Raw genomic sequence first — 18,690 nt, forward strand, 5'->3', positions numbered from 1 at the left:
TTAACTCCCGGTTAATACTTCTTGCTCGATACCAGCAACGACGGTCAACCGCCCCATGTCATCTCGGCCAAACTTTGCTTCACTACTCACTTCAACACGACGACACATAATTAAACTTGAAGAGCTCGCTTTTGAACTACGTTGACAAGTAACATCACCAGAAACCATCGGGGTAAAAGTATTAATTACACCAAAAGCCGCATCTTTAACTGTAGTAACAGCTGACATATTTGCCATGATTTTACCTTGCTGAGAAACGATTACTTTATCTTGAGCACCTATCGCTGAGGCCATCGCTCCAATGCGATCAGACCCAGCGCCTGACATTCGCATTGACTGAGTCGAATTCACAGCCAAAGCAACCCCGATAACAGTCATGAGTATCAGTACGATCAAAGAAAAAAATAACACTATCCCTTTCTGCTTTTTCATTCACTAACCCAGTTACTGTCTAATTAATACAGGATTCTCGAGAACTATTGTTGTCGAGACTACTTTTCGTCGAAAATGATCTTGAGTTGCAGCAATTTTTTTGTCACCTAATACATATTTAGTGTCATTGGTATAACTTGAATCTTCATCTGTCGAACGTACTAAAAGAAATATTCGAATAGCGACTAAACGTTGAAACTGTTCGTTATCCCACATTAGTGAAGTGACATTTTGTGCTGGCATAAATATATCAGCTGTATCATTACCATCATTATCAAAACCATACAATATCCGCATATTTTCAATACCCTCAACCAACTGCTCATAACTACCAGAGGTATTCATTCCACCATTTAATAATAAACGTCTACGAAGTACCGGTATCGAACCATCATTTTGAATGTAATAAACATGATGGACATATTCCCAAAATCTTCCATTGTCCAATGTAGGTGTGGGTTGCGAACCACTAAAAATGATTGCTTGATTTGCCGTTGCACCAATATAGTATCGATTAACATCATTGGGATTAGTCGTAGGCGGGCCTGATAAACGCTTGATTTGTATTACATCAGTATTCTTAACTACATTAGTTAAACACGCTAAGCTTTCTGTTCCAACACCCGCTTCATAACCCCATAGCTTACGAAAATGGCTTGAGGTTGTATTAGGAAACGATGCATTATTAATCCCACCACCAATACAATCATCTCCAGTAGGGATAATGGCAGCCAACAATGTTGTATTTACACCTCTAACCAACTCTGTGCCAGTAATATCCCCCATGAAACCTAACTGGCTAATATCCCTTTCCATAAGTGCTAAGGCGATACGCCCATTTTCTTGCAACTGATTAAATTGACTCGTAGTGGTGACATTAGAGGAGGACATACTAAACATGGTAAATACACCCAGAGTTAAAAATAACCCAATGATCATGGCTACCATTAACTCGACCAATGAGAAACCAGCATGATTTGATAAGCCTTTACGCATTAACTTCACTTAATCAACTCCACCTAAAGGATTATTGTCGTAATAGTCAAAACTCGTCGACGATCGCTACTCGTACCACAAGATTGTACGAATGAATTGGCTTTGGCTGCACCGTCACTCAGTGCTCGAATACCTCGCCAACTCATGACAACTGTAACCTCTCCAGCTAAAGATGCCTTGATACAAGCGGTTGGTAGATCTAACCCGCCAACATTATGACCACCAACTTGTTCTGAAGCACCAAGAAACAACTGCTCCCACTGATACAAATCAGAAGCTGAAGTCTGAACATCTGAGCATACGTCATTTACGTCATGCCCGACCCCAACATCACAAATCTTCTCCGGAGCAGTTAAATTACCTTTATAGGTGCCAACATAATTCGCTAGCTGCCCTCGATTTAATCTCATTCGATTAATAATATCATCGATATAATAAGAGGCTTGGGTTTGCTGAAATGACTCGAAGCTGCCACGCTTTGCAACGATATGTAGATTAAAAATACCGATTAAGCCAATGACTAAGATCACCAATGCAACAAGCACCTCAATTAATGAGAAACCCCTTTGAAAGTCCTTTTGTGTCAATCGTTCGAATTTAGCCATATTTTTGACAAGCTTTTCAGCCATTTACCCTTTTAAAATCTTAGTCTTACGACAAAAAATTACCAACAGTTAATAATAGATGAGTAAAATGTAAGTAGCCAGTAACAATAGCGTATAAGCATTGATATCATTATGCCTTGAATGAATTTGAGGCAATAAAAAAGAGGCTTATCGCCTCTTTTTTATAAATAACTTAACATCACATATATTTAGCGCAGTTCGGCAGGCACCGCAAAGACAGTGTCTTCCTTACGTCCTTCGACTTCGGTCACCACGCTAGGAGCAAGTTTCGCAATTGCTTGGACAACTTGTTGAACTAAGACCTCAGGTGCAGAAGCGCCTGCGGTAACAGCAACACGCGAAACATTATCGAACCAGCTTGATTCAACATCGTCAGCAGTATCCACCAGATAAGACTGGGTTCCGGTCTTCAATGCGAGCTCGCGTAACCGATTAGAGTTAGAGCTGTTTTTTGAACCAACAACAATCAACAAATCCACATCTGCAGACAGATTACGTACCGCATCTTGACGATTCTGTGTTGCATAACAGATATCGTCTTTACGAGGTCCTTCAATTGAAGGAAACCTTTTTTGCAACGCGGCAATAATGTCTAACGTATCATCGACAGATAAAGTTGTTTGGGTCACGAAGCAGAGATTGTTAGGATCGCGAACTTCGAGAGCATCCACATCGGCAGGCGATTCAATCAGATAAACGCCGCCGTTAGGATTATCATACTGACCCATAGTGCCTTCGACTTCAGGGTGCCCCTCGTGGCCAATCAAGATACATTCAATACCTTTACGGCTTGCACGCGTCACTTGAAGGTGCACTTTGGTCACTAAGGGACAAGTCGCATCGAAAACTCTCAACCCTCGCGCCTTAGCTTCTTGTCTCACCGCTTGAGAGACACCATGAGCACTGAAGATAACAATGTTGTTATCCGGCACTTGATCTAACTCTTCGACAAAAACCGCACCGCGATCCTTTAGATTCTGCACGACATAGCGATTATGTACGACTTCATGGCGTACATAGATTGGCGGTGAAAACAATTCCAACGCCCGTTCAACAATACTGATAGCACGATCAACACCCGCACAAAAACCACGCGGGTTCGCGAGCATAATATTCAAACTTGGGCTGGTAGGATCGAGTTTCATCTTAAAGTACCTTTACAACGTCCAGTTCAAAAGTGATCTTGTGCCCTGCCAGAGGATGATTCAGATCGACTGTGATGGAATCACCCGCGACATCACGGACAATACCCGGGATTTCACTGCCACCAGGGCCAGCAAAACTGACAATCACGCCAGCTTCTAAACTCATGTCAGCCGGAAAACGGCTTCTGTCTAGATAGTGAATAGCATCAGGATTTGATTCACCAAAGGCATCAATCGCTTCAAGGGTAAAACTGTGTTTATCACCTTCAGCAAGCGTTGCCAATTGCGCCTCAAATGCAGGACTTAACGTACCGTCGCCCACATTTAATCGAGCTGGTTTACCCGAAGCTTTAGTGCTGTCTGCGGTTGAACCATCAGAAAGCACAATGTTCATATGGCATAGTAAAGATCGCGTCACAGTCACTTCTTAACCCCTTCGGCGCTATCTGTTTCAGATTTACCGCTTAAAAATGCATCCCAAATGATCAACACTGCACCAATACAAATCGCCGAATCGGCGATATTGAAAGCTGGATAATGGCTCTTAGCCCAAAAGAAATCGATAAAATCAACCACAAAACCGTGCATTAATCTGTCGACCAAATTGCCTAGGGCACCACCAATCACTAAGGTGTAAGCCAGATTCAGTTTCAACAACGAAGCGGATTGCTTACGCAACCACACTGTGAGTAGAGTGCTGAATCCAACCGCAACAATCGTAAATAACCAACGCTGCCAACCACCGGCGTCACTTAAAAAACTAAAGGCGGCCCCGTAGTTACGTACATAAGTGAAATTAAAGAAAGGCAATAAATTCAGCGATTCATACAAATCAAAATTGGCTAAGACCCATTGTTTAGATAGCTGATCGGCGAAAAACACCAATACAGCTACCCAATACCAACGTAAGCCACTGTCTTTCCAAGTTAATGGCATACAGATCCTTTACGCAAACAGGCGAACTTCGCCGTCACCTTCAATGTTTGTTACGCAGCGAGTACAGAGTGTTGGGTGGGCCTCGATGGTGCCAACCTCTTCTCTGTGGTGCCAACAACGCTCACACTTCTCAGCAGTGCTTGAAGCAACCACTAATTTCAGTGACGCCAGCTCAGTTTCAACCGCTTCTGATGTCGCATCCGCTAAAGGCAAGACTTTGGCTTCAGAGGTCAATAACACAAATCTTAGCTCATCGCCGATATGGGTTAATTGTTCAGTCAACACTGCATCAGCAAACAAGGTCACTTCCGCTTCTAATGAACCACCGATACGTTTGTCACGGCGAGCTTGTTCAATCACTTTATTGACTTCGTTACGCACGATCAGCAGTTGCTGCCAATAGTCGTCGCTCAAATCCGTCGCTAAGGTGACTGATTTCAAGCCTTGATACCATTCTTGAGTAAAGACATAGGCATCACGCTCGCCAGGCAATAGTTGCCACACTTCGTCGGCTGTGAAGCTTAGAATTGGCGCAATCCAACGCACCATGGCCTCAGAGATCAAATACAACGCAGATTGACAGCTGCGACGCGCATGACCTTCTTGCTTAGCCGTGTATTGACGATCTTTGATGATGTCCAGATAGAAACTGCCTAACTCAACCGAGCAGAACTGCATCAGTTTTTGAGTCACAATATGGAAGTTATATTGCTCATAGGCTTCAATAATTTCCTGTTGCAATGCAGCAGCGCGGCGAACAACCCAACGGTCTAACGCCACCATATCTTCAACAGCAACTAAATCCTTAGCAGGCTCGAAACCGTTTAAGTTGGCTAATAGGAAACGGGCAGTGTTACGAATACGACGATAGGCATCGGCGCTACGATTTAAGATTTCGTCAGAAACCGTCATCTCACCGCTGTAATCTGTTGCCGCAACCCATAAACGCAGAATATCGGCGCCTAATTTGTTGGTTACCGTTTGCGGCGCAATCACGTTACCGATAGATTTTGACATCTTGCGGCCTTTACCATCGACGGTAAAACCGTGGGTAAGTACTTGCTTATAGGGTGCTTTGCCATTCATCGCGGTTGAGATCATCAAAGATGACATAAACCAGCCGCGATGTTGGTCGCTACCTTCAAGATACAAATCAACGCCGTGTCCGTGGAATTCAGGACGAGCCGCTACCACTGACGAGAAGGTTGAACCTGAGTCAAACCAAACGTCTAAGGTGTCGGTTACTTTGCGGTATTGCTCAGCTTCGTCACCCAATAATTCGGCAGCATCGAGATCCCACCAAGCTTGAATGCCTTGCTGTTCAATACGGCTGGCTACACGTTCCATTAGCGACACGCTATCAGAGTGCAACTCTTCAGTTTCACGATTCACAAACAGCGTGATAGGCACGCCCCAAGTACGTTGGCGTGAGATACACCAGTCAGGGCGGTTTTCAACCATTTTCTCAATACGACTTTGGCCCCAATCAGGGATCCATTGAGTCTGTTCGATTTCTTTCAATGCTTGCGTACGCAGGCCATGGTTATCCATAGAGATAAACCACTGCGGCGTCGCACGGAAGATGATCGGTGTTTTGTGGCGCCAGCAATGTGGATAGCTATGACGGTAAGCCACGTGATTCAGCAAGGCGCTCTTTTCTCTCAATAAAGCAACCACGTTATCGTTGGCTTTAAAGACATGTTGTCCCGCAAAATACTCGGTATCTGGCTTGTATACACCGTTGTCGCCAACAGGGTTTGCCACTTCTAAACCATATTTTTGCCCAACCACAAAGTCGTCTTGACCATGACCAGGGGCAGTGTGAACGATACCAGTACCCGCATCAGTCGTGACGTGATCGCCTAAAATTGCCGGAACATCAAAATCTAAGAACGGGTGATTAAAGCGGACAAGCTCAAACGCTGCGCCTTTGGCAGAGCCAAGCACTGTATGGCTTTCTACGTTATAGCGAGTCAGGCAAGATTCTGCTAATACTTCAGCTAAAATAAGCGCTTGCGTAACACCGTCTTTTTCGAATTCAACTAAGCTGTAATCTAACTCAGGGCTTAAAGACAAGGCACGATTCGCAGGCAGAGTCCATGGCGTGGTAGTCCAAATCACCATAGAAACAGGATGTGAGTAATCGCTTACCCCAAACTTTGCCGCAACGGCATTACTATCGGCGGCCACAAATGCCACATCGATAGCAGGTGATGTTTTGTCTTCGTATTCCACTTCAGCTTCAGCTAAGGCAGAACCGCAATCAGTACACCAATGCACTGGCTTAACGCCTTTATGTAAGTGACCACTCTCTATCACTTTCGATAAAGAGCGCACGATATTAGCTTCGGTTGAAAAATCCATCGTCAGGTACGGATTTTGCCAGTCGCCCAATACGCCTAAACGGATAAAGTCTTCACGTTGACCGTTAACTTGCTCGGCGGCGTATTTACGGCATTCTTCGCGGAATTCTGCCGCAGAGATTTTTTGACCTGGTTTACCCACTTTTTGCTCAACTTTCAGCTCGATAGGCAAACCGTGGCAATCCCAACCTGGCACATACGGTGCGTCAAAACCAGACATGGTTTTTGACTTAATAATAATGTCCTTGAGGATTTTATTAACTGAGTGACCAATATGAATACTGCCATTCGCATACGGTGGGCCGTCATGCAAAATGAAGGGAGTACGGCCAATTCGGCTATCACGGATCTGCTGATACAAACCGTCTTTTGTCCAGCGCTCTAACATCTCTGGCTCGCGATTTGCCAAATTACCACGCATCGGAAACTCTGTTTCCGGCAAATTCAAAGTAAATTTATAGTCGCTCATTGATCCTATACCGTTAATTAAACTGATAAATTTCAGCCTGCATCATTACCAAATAAAGCTCTGGCTTCATTTGCATCATTTAAAATCTGTTGCTTAAGCGCATCCAATGAGTCAAAAGGTTGCTCATCACGGAGTTTAGCCACCAACTCGACCTCAACATGTTTGCCATAAATGTCACCTTCAAAATCAAAAAGATGCACCTCAAGCTGACACACTTGACCGTTCACTGTCGGACGGAACCCAATATTGGCTACGCCCTCATAAATATCGCTGTTATCCCAATAACATTTGACCGCAAACACACCGCGTACAGGTACAACATTGCGCTTTAAGGCGATATTGGCTGTGGGAAAACCAATGGTGCGGCCAATTTTTTGCCCATGCGCGACACGACCACTCAAGGTAAAAGGATGACCGAGCAAGCGTCTTGCTTGCTCAAGATTACCCTTGGCCAATTGTTCACGCACGGCGGTTGAGCTCACTCTTTGCGAGCCCAGCATAAAACTTTGGGTGCTAACCACAGTAAAGCCATATTGAATACCTGCCTGCACAAGCATCTCAAAATTGCCGTTACGGCCCTGACCAAAACAAAAATCATCGCCGACCACTAGGTATTTAACACCGAGTTTGCGGACCAACAATTCTTCAATAAAATGCTCAGCAGGTTGATTGGCAAAAGTGCGATTAAAGTTAACACACACTAACCGTTCAACCCCAAGTTCATCGAGCAACATGACTTTATCACGTAATAAACTTAAACGAGCTGGCGCATTGTCGCCGCTAAATAATTCCTGCGGCTGAGGTTCAAACGTCATCAAAGTAGATGGCAGCGATAACTGCTTCGCCTTTTGCACTAAGTTCGCAATCACTTGTGCATGACCACGATGGACGCCGTCAAAATTACCTATAGTCAATACACACCCGTGGTGGGATGACAAAATGTTATGTATACCGCGGATTAATTCCATAACTTTAGACAACTGCCAAGCGCAAATCGGCTGATTATATAACAGCTAGCGATGAGAATCAGCAATCAAACTCCCCGTTTAATTGACCAAGGACGAATTCCGAGCAAAAGCAGTCCCAACAAGTAACTGACTGCCCCCGCTAAAATCAAGCCTATCAAGGCTTTTGCACGCTCGAACAAATGCCAATCTAACCAAATTTGTTGCGAAGGTAAAAAGTAATACAAGACTACCACCATCAAGGCGGTAGAGACCACGGCTTTAGCAAAAAACACCATAGTCGGCCTAGAAACGCGATAAACGCCGGCTAAATGCAATCCTCGATAAAGTAAAGTGGCGTTGAGCAATGCTGACATTGAAGTCGCAATCGCTAATCCAACATATCCAAAAGGAATAGCAAACAATAAGTTAAAGCCCATGTTGGTGATCATGGCGATAATGCCATAACGCACAGGGGTTTTGGTATCTTGGCGGGAGTAATAACCTGGTGCGAGTACTTTAATCAGCATAAAACTGAGTAAACCACTACCGTAAGCCATTAAACTATAAGAAGCCATTTCAACATCATGCATCGAAAAAGCGCCGCGCATAAACAACACCATCAACATAGGTTTTGCGAGGATTATTAACCCCATCATGGCAGGAAGACCTAGCAGCAAAATAGCTTTAACTCCCCAATCCATCGTCAAGCCAAACCCCGCACCTTCAGCATTGACATGGTTTCGTGACAACGCAGGTAAAATCACAGTACCAATCGCAATCCCAAACAATCCCAGGGGAAACTCCAATAAACGGTCGGCATAGTAGAGCCAGCTTATCGAGCCCGTCATCAAAAAACTGGCGATAAAGGTATCAAATAACAGGTTAATCTGTGAAACCGATACGCCAAATAGCGCCGGGATCATCAAGGTTCTGATTTTCACCACTCCAGGGTGATGCCAACCCCACGAGGGTCTAACCAGTGCTTTTTCACGCAACAAAAAAGGAATTTGAAATAAGAACTGGATTAATCCGCCACAAAAAACGCCCCAAGCAAGGGTGATTTCGGGTTGAGTCGATGTTGGCGCATAAAATATGGCCGCGGTAATAATCGCCACATTGAGGAATACAGGGGTAAACGCCGAAACCGCAAATCGGCCTCGGGTGTTTAAAATCGATCCAGCCAGTGCGGTAAAGGTAATAAACCACAGGTAAGGGAAGGTAATCTTAAGCACTACGGTAGCGAGTTCAAATTTAGCGCCATCGGGCTCATTATTGAGCCAAGCAATAAACCAACCACCGCCAAATAAGGCTGATAACACGGGCGAAGCTACCACACCCACAAGCGTCACAATCGTCACCAACAAACCTAATGTGCCTGCGACTTTACTCAACAGGTCACGGGTTTCTTCCGCGGTATGTTTCTCTTGATACTCAGTTAAAACAGGCACAAAGGCTTGTGCAAAAGCCCCTTCTGCAAACAAACGACGTAAAAAGTTAGGAATTTTATTGGCGAAGAAAAACACATCGGCACTTGTCCCGGCCCCCATCAAGTTAGCAACGACGACGTCCCGAACAAGACCTAACACACGGGATATCAATGTCATAGCACTAACAATCAGACCAGATTTTAATAATTTTCTACTCAAACGTCCCCCAGACCCATATCGAATTGATTAGGTGATACATCTCAAAAAATCGATTCAGGCTCTGTCACACTGCGGTAATAGCTGCTAGAATTGCGCCACATATTACACGAGTTGGGTCGAAGATAGCCAAGGCAGGTTGGATTAATTTATCTTTATGATGAATATTCAATCATAGTCATTGACAAAGTGACTAAATGCAGGCATATTCCTCGGCCTTTAAAAGTATCAAATCCAGTTTTTAGGAGTTGCACCTTGGCTAATAGCAAGTCTGCAAAGAAGCGCGCGCTTCAATCTGAAAAGCGTCGTCAGCATAACGCCAGCCGTCGCTCAATGTTACGTACATACGTTAAAAAAGTAATCGCTGCAATTAAAGCAGGCGATCACAAAACAGCAGCAGAAGCTTTTGCTGTTGCACAACCAATCGTTGACCGTATGGCGACTAAAGGTCTTATTCACAAGAATAAAGCCGCTCGTCAAAAGGCACGTTTGAACGCTAAGATCAAAGCAATCGCTGCTTAATCTACAAAATAGCAAATGAAAAAAACCGGCAATTGCCGGTTTTTTTATATCTGAAAAACACTATTAATGACAATAAATGTTATTCAATAAGTGGATCATCTCCCGAACTTCATCACTCTTGAGTGAATAAAATACCGTTTGCGCTTCTTTGCGTGTGGTTACTAAATTATCTTTGCGTAACCAAGCAAGATGTTGTGATAGTGCCGATTGACTTAAGCCTAATTTTTTATTCATTTCGCCAACGCACATTTCTCCTTCATTCAATAAATAACAAAGAATAAATAAACGGCGTTCGTTCGCAAGTGCCTTTAATAGCACTACCGCATGATCGGCTCGCTCCTGCATTAATTCAATATTCATTACGCACTTTCTCTCCTAAAACTAACCCCTGCGCTAATATAGCGTCGCCTTACGGATATAGTCGGGACATAAAGCACACTTTTTGCTAGATTGTTTTTAAAAATGGGACATGCTTAATAAAAATAAAGGAAATCTAATGAAGCCCTATCAAACAACACTTCTCTCGAGTCTTTTAATCGGGAGTTTAAGTGCGTGCCAAACTCAAGTAGAAACAGCTCCGACAAGTGAAGTCATTAAATTACAACAGACAGCATTAGCTTCACAATTAGGTTATGACATAGTCGAATCTCTCACGGTTGAAGTAGGTCCAAGACTAGCTGGAAGCCCAAAAGATATCATCGCCGTTAACTGGGCGATAAATAAACTGACCAGCCTTGGATTTGACCGCGTTTATAAAGAACCAGTACAAGTACCCATTTGGGAACGCGGTGAAGCCAAAGCTAAAATAACCTTCCCTGTCGAGCAGCCGCTGGTCATTACTGCGCTTGGTGGCAGCATTGCGACACCAGCAGGCGGTATACAAGCTAAAATCGAACGTTTTGATAGCCTAGAGGCACTACAACAAGCCAAGCCTGAAGACGTGCAAGGTAAGATTGCGTTTATTGACCAAAAAACCGAGCGCCACATTACTGGTGAAGGCTATGGCAAAAGCGTTGGCGGCCGCTCAAAAGGTGCCGTCGCAGCAGCGCAAAAAGGCGCAGTTGCTATCGTGATCCGCTCTATTGGCACAGATCATGACCGCATGGCCCATACAGGTGTTATGCGCTACCAAGATGACGTGCCTAAGATCCCTGCGGCAGCCATGTCAAACCCTGATGCCGATTTGGTCGATGCATTACTAAAACGCAATCCTGATGCTCTACTTGAGTTGCAGATGTCACCAAAAAACGCCGGCTTTAATACATCTTACAATGTCATTGCCGAAGTAACTGGCAGCAGTAAGTCCAATGAAATCGTGCTCATTGGCGCTCATTTAGATTCTTGGGATGAAGGTACAGGTGCAATTGATGATGGGGCGGGTGTCGCGATAGTGACGGCTGCAGCCAAGCACATTCAAGATCTTCCAGTAAAACCCGCTCGTACTGTCAGAGTGGTGCTATATGCCGCTGAAGAAATAGGGCTTGTGGGCGGTAAAGCCTATGCTGAAGCTCATAAAGCGGAATTACCATTGCACTACATAGCTGCGGAATCCGATTTTGGGGCGGGCCGAATTTATCAAATCGATACTAAGGTTAATGAGAGCGCATTTGCAGAGGTACAGCAAGCACTCAGCCCTATGTCATTCAATGGTGTCGCACTCGGCAACAACCAAGCTTCTGGCGGGCCCGACGTGTCAATGCTGCCAGTCCTAGGCGTACCAGTTGCATCATTAAGGCAAGATGGTCACGATTACTTCGATTACCACCACACACCGAATGATACCTTAGATAAGATTGACCCCGCCGCATTAGCTCAAAACGTCGCCGCCTACGCACAATTTGCTTATATCATGGCAAATTCAACCCCGACATTAACACCTTTAGTTATTCAGTCTGAAAAATAAATAATCGATAAAATAATAGAGAGAACAGCATAAGCTGTTCTCTCTCAATTAACATCTTATCGGTATTTCGCTATTGCTCTGCACGTAAAAATGTTGGATTTGTCGGTGAACTCTGCTCTTCACTATAGTAATAACCCGCGAGATTAAATGCTTTTAACTCAGCTAACGTATTCACTTTATTGGTGATGATATATCTCGCCATCATGCCCCTAGCACGCTTAGCAAAAAAACTGATCACTTTATATTGACCATTTTTACAATCTTTAAATACGGGTGAAATTAATTGCCCTTGCAGTTTTTTAGGCTTTATCGCTTTGAAATACTCATTAGAAGCAAGATTGACAATAATATCGCTACCACTTTCTGCAAGCGCTTCATTTACCGCTTGCGTTAAGGTATCACCCCAAAATTCATATAGATTTTTACCTTTTGGATTCGAAAGCGCCGTTCCCATTTCTAAGCGGTAAGGCATGATTAAATCCAGCGGTCTGAGTAGCCCATAAAGACCCGATAGAATACGCAGCTGCGACTGAGTCTGGGCGATTTCATCCTCAGATAAGCTATCAGCATCAAAACCTGTGTACACATCCCCTCTAAAGGCAAAAATGGCCTGTTTAGCATTATCTAAACTAAAGTCTGGCTGCCACTCTCCGAAACGCGCCGCATTTAAACCCGCAATTTTATCGCTCACCTTCATCAAAGTCGCGATATCTGAAGGAGCTAATTGCCGACAAACTTGGATCAACTCCTGACTATGAGTTAAGAAATCAGGCTGTGAATACACCTGCGTCAGTGGCGGCTGTTCAAAATCTAAGGTCTTCGCCGGCGAAACCAATATCAACATCAAAAACTCCCAACAGAAACAAAAAGACATGTCTATGATACTGAACGAACATAAAAAAACCACGCTTTAACGGCGTGGTCTTTTCGATTACGACAATCAGTAATTCTTATCGTCGATAATTTGGGTTAACTAAGACTTTTTAACGGGCTTGAGACTGGCATCTTGCCAAATGTCATCATCAAGTTGATCCATTAATTCAGGAAACTTACTGCGGTCAAACTCTGGCGTCTTACCCGCTTTAACCTGTTCGCGATAATCATTGATGACGCGAATGGCCAAACCTGACAACAGTAAGAGCGCAATAATGTTCACCGTCGCCATCAATCCCATAGAAACGTCGGCTAAGTTCCACACTAGACTTATCTTCGCCACGGCACCAAACATTACCATGCCCAATACACACAAACGGAACAAAGGAAGTAATTTGGTACTGTTACCCATTAAAAACATTACGTTTGTTTCAGCGTAAGAGTAATTGGCTATGATGGATGTAAAGCAGAATAAGAAAATCGCCACCGCAATAAATGCACCGCCCCAGTCACCAACATGGGATGACATGGCATTGATGGTTAAACGAATGCCATCGTCACTCGAACCCACATCACCTGATAGCAGGATTATTGCAGCCGTTGCAGTACAGATAACGATAGTATCCGCAAATACCCCCATCATCTGGACAAAACCTTGGGATGCCGGATGGTTCGGATTAGGCGATGCACTAGCCGCGACATTCGCCGCGCTGCCCATACCCGCTTCATTTGAGAAAAGTCCGCGTGCAATACCCGCTTGCATAGCCTGCGCGACGGTATAAGCCACGCCGCCAGCAGCCGCCTCTTGCCAACCAAAAGCACTCTTCACAATTAAGCTAATAATTGCAGGCAGTTGATCTAGGTTGAAAATAACGATAATGAAGGCAACGAGAATATAGGCTAATGCCATAATAGGGACAATGAATTCAGAGACTCGTGCGACTTTACGCAGACCACCGACAATCACAAATCCACTGGCAATCACCAGTCCAATCCCGACATAAGTAGGATTAAATCCAAATACTCGCTCCATCGCTCCGGTAATCGTATTCGCTTGTACCGCGTTGAATACCAGACCAAAGGCAATGATCAGAAAGACAGCAAACAAAATGCCCATCCATCGCTGACCTAAGCCTTTTTCCATATAATAGGAAGGACCGCCGCGGAACTGACCGTTATGATCTCGCACTTTGTAAACCTGCGCTAAGGTTGATTCAACCATAGCGGTAGCCATACCTAAGATAGCGATAAGCCACATCCAAAATACCGCACCAGGACCTGCAGCACCAATAGCGACTGCAACACCGGCCATATTACCGGCACCGACACGGGCCGCCATACTGGTACAAAAGACTTGAAATGATGAAAGACCGCTATCGCAACCTTGGCGACTCATGGTCATGACTTTGATGGAATGTTTAAAGTGGGTTAACTGGATAAAGGCAAGTCTTATGGTGAAATAAAGACCAGCTCCTACCAGTCCATATACTAACAACTTACCCCAAAGTAGCGCATTCAAAAAATTAACTATGGTTTCTAACATATTATTTTACTTCTTCCCGTAGCAAATGCTCCTCTAATTGAATGGCAATTAGAGGTACAACATCTGTGGTGAATGAATCCTTCCAAGTTAAAGGTAAGAATTTCGGTAGATTTATTTTTTCAAATTATCCTTCCGTGAATTTACAACATCACGGCTACCGAATTCAACGCAGCAAAATAGCACAGTATTCGAAATTGCTCATGTGATCAAGCTCGCGTTTGCACAGTTAAACGCCATCAACATCACGCCTCACAACATAAGCTAAGCCACTGTTAAAGCTACATTAACAAAACCGCGAAGTTGCTCCATTATTTTTAACAGTAAAAACAACTTTTAAAATTTGGATGTAGGGCACATTTTTGTAATAAAACTACAAATATAGTATCCACATAGAAACTTCAATCATCTCTTGTTTGTTTTAGTGAGGCTTTATATGACACAAATACATGAAATCAATGCTCTGAAAAAATATGTCAGAGCGACTAACTTTCTTGCGACCTCGCAGATTTATCTCAAACAAAACGTCTTACATAAACGTCCACTTGCCCATACTGATATCAAACCACGTTTACTTGGCCACTGGGGTACCTGCCCCGGCATTAACTTTGTTTATGCCAACATTAACCGATTGATAGTGAAACATAATCGCTCGTTCATCTATTTAGTTGGCCCTGGCCATGGTTTCCCAGCAGTACAAGCTAACTTATTCATGGAAGGTTCATTAAGTCATTTCTATCCAGAAACGATCCCCTACAATGAAACCGGTATCGAAGATATTTGTAAGAAGTTTTCCGCCGCTTATGGCTATCCTTCACACGCAAACCCAGAAGCTCCAGGACAAATTCTTGAAGGTGGCGAACTAGGCTACTCACTTTCTGTTGGCTGGGGTGCAGTACTCGATAATCCAGATCTGATCGCCACAGTCTTAATTGGTGACGGTGAAGCAGAAACCGGACCATTAGCAGCATCTTGGTACGCAAACCGTCTAGTCTCTCCTGCGACAAGTGGTGCAGTATTACCGATTGTGCATATCAATGGCTATAAAATTTCAGGCCCTACCCGCATGGGGCGCATGAGTCATGAAGAACTGGATCTTGAATTCCGTGGTCTTGGCTACTTCCCAATTATCGTTGATAACGAATTAGAAGAAGATATCTATGTGCAGATGACGAATGCCATGGATACCGCTTATGCCATGATCAATGATATCCAACGTCGTGCCCGTAGCGGTGAAGATGTGGTTAAGCCTAAATGGCCAGTGATTTTAATGCGCACTGCCAAAGGTTGGACGGGTGTCAGTGAGTATAAAGGTAAGAAATTAGAAGGTAACTGCGAATCACACCAAGTGATCGTCAATAAATGTGCCACAGATAAAGGTCATCTGGATGCACTTGACAATTGGCTTGCCAGTTACCACTTCCAAGAACTTTACCAAATGAATGATAAAGGCGAGCTGATTTTTGATGCAGACATTTGCTCATTAATTCCACCTAAGCAACTTGCCTGTGGTCGTCAACATCTCACCTATGGTGGTGAAGTAGTTAGAGCGTTAACGAACCCTGATCTCGAGAAACTCAGCTACGGCCCAGAAGTACCACGTGGTCACCGTGGTTATTCAATGCTGAAAATGGGTGAATGGATGCGTGATGCATTCAAGTTAAACCGCGATCAGCGCAATCTACGTATTTTCAGCCCTGACGAAACCTATTCAAATCAACTACAAGCCGTATTTGAAGAAACCGATCGTGCATGGCAATGGCCAATTGAGAGCTGGGATGAAGACATGTCCCGCGAAGGACGAGTGATTGAGCTCCTTTCTGAAAACTTGCTCTTTGGTATGTTGCACGGCTACACAGTAACAGGCCGCCACGGCATGTTCCCAACCTATGAATCATTCTCACAAGTGATCTCATCGATGGCCGACCAATACTGTAAATACGTCTATGCAAGCCAAGGCGTGCATTTCCGTAAGCCACTGCCTTCATGTAACGTCGTATTATCTTCGCTGCTTGAACGCCAAGACCATAATGGCTACTCGCATCAAAACCCGTCTTTCCTTGGGGCTATGCTAGAGAAGCATCCAAAAATTATCTCTGCTTATTTACCAGCAGATGCTAACAGCACCTTGGTTTATACCGAACGGGCTTACGCCGACCGCGACAAACTCAATATTCTTGTTGCTGGTAAGAAAGAGTTACCACAATGGTTGAGCTTGGAAGAAGCGCGTAAACAAGCAAAAGATGGCGTGATGGTGTGGGATTTCGCCTCTGATGAGAATCCAGATATTGTGCTGGCAGGTTGTGGTGATTACGTCACTCAAGAGTGCATGGCCTCATTAGTATTGATCAGAGAACTCCTTCCAAGAGTCAAAATTCGCTTCGTTAGCGTCACCGAATTAAGCAGTGATGGCTTAGGAAGCCGCAAATTTAAAGAAAAACCTTGGTTAATGGACGAAATATTTACCCAAGATAAAGGCGTGGTATTCAACTACCATGGTTACCCAAATACGATTAAAAAGTTAATATTTGATTACAAAGGCAGCCGTCGCTTCAGAATTAAAGGCTATGAAGAAGAAGGTTCAACAACCACTCCATTCGATATGGGCGTTCGTAACGGCACATCACGTTATCACCTAGTGATTGATATGGCTTACAAACTGTTCCAACAGGGCGTTATTGATGAAACTATGCACGTTTCAATCACCACAGACATGCTACAAAGACTAGTTGATCACCGCAACTATATTAAAGCCAATGGTGTCGACCCAGTAGAAATTGAGAATTGGGTATGGACACGTTAAAGTTTACGAAAAAATAACAAAATAATTCATTTTAAAGGCATTCCTCGGAGTGCCTTTTTTATGTTTAAAAAACAACTTACAGCACGAGTGACTATAAAAAGGAAACTCTTAACACTGGTAAAACTTAACAAACCAAGTGATAATTAACCGCTGGCTACAATACCAAAGGATCCCCACATTAAGTGCTAGCAATGTTTTGCACACATAAAGCAAGACATATTGGTGGAGAATCATAAATAATGGAATTGGAGAACATGATGAATCATAAATTAAAATTTGTACTGCTTGCCTCGCTATTACCTTTCACTGTATCAGCGGCTCAAGAACTCACTCCTTGGTATGTTGGCGCAGGTTTAGGCGTTAACAACTATGAACATATCGCGACCCAGAATGGTCAAGATGACCCATATGCATGGGATGTATTCGCAGGCTATATGTTCAATGATTACTTCGGCGCTGAAATCGGTTTCCGCGATTTAGGTAATGCTGATTGGACCAATGGGGCCACCAGTAATGATGCTGGCGTGAAAGGTTCAACGCTAGGCTTAGTAGGTATCTGGCCACTAGCCAATCGCTGGAGCTTATCAGCTGAAGCGGGTGCTATGTATTATTCACTTGAGAATACTCAGAACGGTACTAACAAATACAGCTCAAACGATTTTGCTCCATACATTGGTGCTGGTGTGGGTTACAACTTCACTGATAATTTGAAGTTACAAGCTAAATACCGTCGTTATGAAAACTTAGATGATACTGATTTCAATACTATTGAAGCTGATAGCAACTACTGGGGCTTAGAATTAAGCTACCGCTTCGGTTCTCCAGCAGTTGCAGCACCTGTTGCAGCAGCGGTTATCGCAGCAGCACCTGTTGACTCAGACAACGATGGCGTCTATGACGACAAAGACCAATGTCCAGCCACACCAGCAACACATAAAGTTGACTCTGTTGGCTGTACCATTTACGAAAACGTAAAAAATAAAGAAGACGTGGGTTCAATCCAGTTTGCTAACGATTCAGCAGTAGTTAAGCCTGTTTTCTACAAAGATATCGAAAGACTAGCTAACTACCTGAACAAGAACCCAGAGTTCACTGTTGAAATCGCTGGCCATGCCTCAAACGTAGGTAAACCAGAGTACAACATGGTGCTATCTGACAAACGTGCTGACGCCGTTGCCAAAATTCTTGTTGAGAAATATGGTATCAGCCAAAGCCGCGTAACTTCTAACGGTTACGGTGTGACTCAGCCACTGGTTGCTGGTGACTCGAAAGAAGCCCATGCTGCTAACCGTCGCATCGAAGCCGTTGTGACAACTACAGCTAAACAACCTGTTCTTAAGTAATATTACTTATTGACGTAAAAAAGTCGCTGCTTGCAGCGACTTTTTGTTTTTATGGGGTATACACTAGGAAAAGCGATACCCTCTACCACAGCCAAGATGAGAGCCTGTATCTCATGCCAAACCTAAATAGACATAAAATTGTCATTTTT

Annotated in this window: 16 protein-coding genes; 4 read left to right on the forward strand and 12 right to left on the reverse strand. The window is 43.9% G+C overall.

Annotated elements, in window-relative coordinates; genetic code table 11:
* The 9 genes from MO387_RS05810 to murJ all read right to left on the reverse strand — a co-directional run bounded on the left by MO387_RS05810 (position 1) and on the right by murJ (position 9,560).
* The gene (locus MO387_RS05810; RefSeq protein WP_107946753.1) at positions 1-432 is read right to left on the reverse strand and encodes a pilus assembly PilX N-terminal domain-containing protein; all 432 of its coding nucleotides are present in this window, start codon (positions 430-432) and stop codon (positions 1-3) included.
* Between the two features lie 12 nt (positions 433-444).
* Positions 445-1,428 carry a PilW family protein gene (locus tag MO387_RS05815; protein ID WP_106651781.1) on the reverse strand — a complete coding sequence of 328 codons (984 nt, stop codon included), beginning with the start codon at positions 1,426-1,428 and terminating at the stop codon, positions 445-447.
* Positions 1,429-1,451: 23 nt separating this feature from the next.
* Positions 1,452-2,057, reverse strand: coding sequence for a type IV pilus modification protein PilV (gene pilV, locus MO387_RS05820; RefSeq protein ID WP_199908792.1), 606 nt, complete (start codon positions 2,055-2,057; stop codon positions 1,452-1,454).
* A gap of 185 nt (positions 2,058-2,242) precedes the next feature.
* Positions 2,243-3,172: a 4-hydroxy-3-methylbut-2-enyl diphosphate reductase gene (ispH, locus tag MO387_RS05825; RefSeq protein ID WP_170927454.1), complete on the reverse strand. Its 930-nt coding sequence runs from the start codon at positions 3,170-3,172 to the stop codon at positions 2,243-2,245.
* A gap of 28 nt (positions 3,173-3,200) precedes the next feature.
* Complete coding sequence (gene fkpB / locus MO387_RS05830) at positions 3,201-3,623, reverse strand: FKBP-type peptidyl-prolyl cis-trans isomerase (protein ID WP_006080638.1); 423 nt, start codon at positions 3,621-3,623, stop codon at positions 3,201-3,203.
* Positions 3,620-4,135 carry a signal peptidase II gene (gene lspA, locus MO387_RS05835; protein WP_107946752.1) on the reverse strand — a complete coding sequence of 172 codons (516 nt, stop codon included), beginning with the start codon at positions 4,133-4,135 and terminating at the stop codon, positions 3,620-3,622. The genes fkpB and lspA overlap by 4 nt, the downstream gene beginning before the upstream one ends.
* A gap of 9 nt (positions 4,136-4,144) precedes the next feature.
* Positions 4,145-6,967 (reverse strand): isoleucine--tRNA ligase, encoded by a 2,823-nt coding sequence (ileS, locus tag MO387_RS05840; protein ID WP_107946751.1) that lies wholly within the window; start codon positions 6,965-6,967, stop codon positions 4,145-4,147.
* A 32-nt stretch (positions 6,968-6,999) separates the two neighbouring features.
* Positions 7,000-7,935 (reverse strand): bifunctional riboflavin kinase/FAD synthetase, encoded by a 936-nt coding sequence (gene ribF, locus MO387_RS05845; RefSeq protein WP_107946750.1) that lies wholly within the window; start codon positions 7,933-7,935, stop codon positions 7,000-7,002.
* Between the two features lie 65 nt (positions 7,936-8,000).
* Positions 8,001-9,560 (reverse strand): murein biosynthesis integral membrane protein MurJ, encoded by a 1,560-nt coding sequence (gene murJ, locus MO387_RS05850; protein ID WP_006080634.1) that lies wholly within the window; start codon positions 9,558-9,560, stop codon positions 8,001-8,003.
* 252 nt (positions 9,561-9,812) lie between these two features.
* On the opposite strand from murJ, the gene rpsT reads away from it, so the two are divergent.
* On the forward strand, positions 9,813-10,079 hold the full coding sequence (rpsT, locus tag MO387_RS05855) for a 30S ribosomal protein S20 (protein WP_006080633.1): 267 nt from the start codon (positions 9,813-9,815) through the stop codon (positions 10,077-10,079).
* Positions 10,080-10,142: 63 nt separating this feature from the next.
* Here the strand turns inward: rpsT and MO387_RS05860 are convergent, their stop codons facing one another.
* On the reverse strand, positions 10,143-10,439 hold the full coding sequence (locus MO387_RS05860; RefSeq protein ID WP_006084975.1) for a metalloregulator ArsR/SmtB family transcription factor: 297 nt from the start codon (positions 10,437-10,439) through the stop codon (positions 10,143-10,145).
* 136 nt (positions 10,440-10,575) lie between these two features.
* Between MO387_RS05860 and MO387_RS05865 the strand changes: the two genes are divergently transcribed.
* On the forward strand, positions 10,576-11,982 hold the full coding sequence (locus MO387_RS05865; RefSeq protein WP_107946749.1) for a M28 family metallopeptidase: 1,407 nt from the start codon (positions 10,576-10,578) through the stop codon (positions 11,980-11,982).
* A gap of 70 nt (positions 11,983-12,052) precedes the next feature.
* Here MO387_RS05865 and yaaA read toward each other — a convergent pair whose 3' ends face one another.
* The gene (gene yaaA / locus MO387_RS05870) at positions 12,053-12,826 is read right to left on the reverse strand and encodes a peroxide stress protein YaaA (RefSeq protein ID WP_107946748.1); all 774 of its coding nucleotides are present in this window, start codon (positions 12,824-12,826) and stop codon (positions 12,053-12,055) included.
* A gap of 129 nt (positions 12,827-12,955) precedes the next feature.
* On the reverse strand, positions 12,956-14,398 hold the full coding sequence (locus tag MO387_RS05875) for a sodium:alanine symporter family protein (RefSeq protein WP_107946747.1): 1,443 nt from the start codon (positions 14,396-14,398) through the stop codon (positions 12,956-12,958).
* Between the two features lie 433 nt (positions 14,399-14,831).
* Between MO387_RS05875 and MO387_RS05880 the strand changes: the two genes are divergently transcribed.
* Positions 14,832-17,198 (forward strand): phosphoketolase family protein, encoded by a 2,367-nt coding sequence (locus MO387_RS05880; protein ID WP_107946746.1) that lies wholly within the window; start codon positions 14,832-14,834, stop codon positions 17,196-17,198.
* Between the two features lie 239 nt (positions 17,199-17,437).
* Entirely contained in the window at positions 17,438-18,541 is a 1,104-nt protein-coding gene (locus tag MO387_RS05885) for an OmpA family protein (protein ID WP_199908791.1), read from the forward strand.
* Positions 18,542-18,690 lie beyond the last annotated feature (149 nt).

The organism is Shewanella sp. N2AIL (genome assembly GCF_022690845.1).
Classification (GTDB): domain Bacteria; phylum Pseudomonadota; class Gammaproteobacteria; order Enterobacterales; family Shewanellaceae; genus Shewanella; species Shewanella baltica.